Raw genomic sequence first — 645 nt, 5'->3', positions numbered from 1 at the left:
GTTGGTGAGACGGTTCCGCAGAATGATCACCGTCGTGAGAAGATTCGTGTGTGGGCGGAGTTGCCGGAGGATCTGGCGGGTAAGTACCGTTTGGTGCACCAGCCGGCTGCTGGTGTGTTCCCGGATACGTTGATTACTCCGAATACTCAGGGTGATGGTCAGTGGACTGGTAATCGTGTTAAGGGTGTGACGATTCAGTACGCTCAGAAGACTGCGTTGCCGCAGCACTTGCCGCAGAATAAGTGGGCTGAGTCTCAGGGCAGTGGTCTTGCTGGTTACTACGGGGGTAATGCGTTTTGGAACCTGCGTGTTGCCCAGGGTGCGCTGAACCATGCGACAGTGTCGAAGAAGGACGGCAATGATGTGCCGGCTGCTGGTTTGCAGGTTGTTGGTTCGTACTTGTCTGATGAGGCGGTCAAGGCGATCCATGAGCATGTGGAGAAGAATTTCTCTGGTAAGACGTTGCGTGGCAAGGGGTGGACTGTTGATGATGAGCAGGGTCTGCAGCGTTGGATTAATGAGCAGGTAGCGGCTGATCCTGAGGGGTGGATTGCTGAGACGGTGAAGACCACCACGGATGCTAAGGGTGACTTCCGTTTGTACTGGAAGGGTCTGTGGGGCAATAGCTGGCAGACGACTCCTGGT

Annotated in this window: 1 protein-coding gene; it reads left to right on the top strand. The window is 55.3% G+C overall.

The window, feature by feature from the left end; all coding sequences use genetic code 11:
- Positions 1 to 645 (top strand): hypothetical protein (locus HMPREF3145_RS11740; protein ID WP_210384120.1); only part of this gene is annotated, 645 nt, incomplete at both ends.

The organism is Corynebacterium sp. HMSC05C01, assembly GCF_001807155.1.
Taxonomy (GTDB): domain Bacteria; phylum Actinomycetota; class Actinomycetes; order Mycobacteriales; family Mycobacteriaceae; genus Corynebacterium; species Corynebacterium coyleae.
Note: the sequence above shows the minus strand (reverse complement) of the source record. Positions and strands in the feature narration are given on the sequence as shown.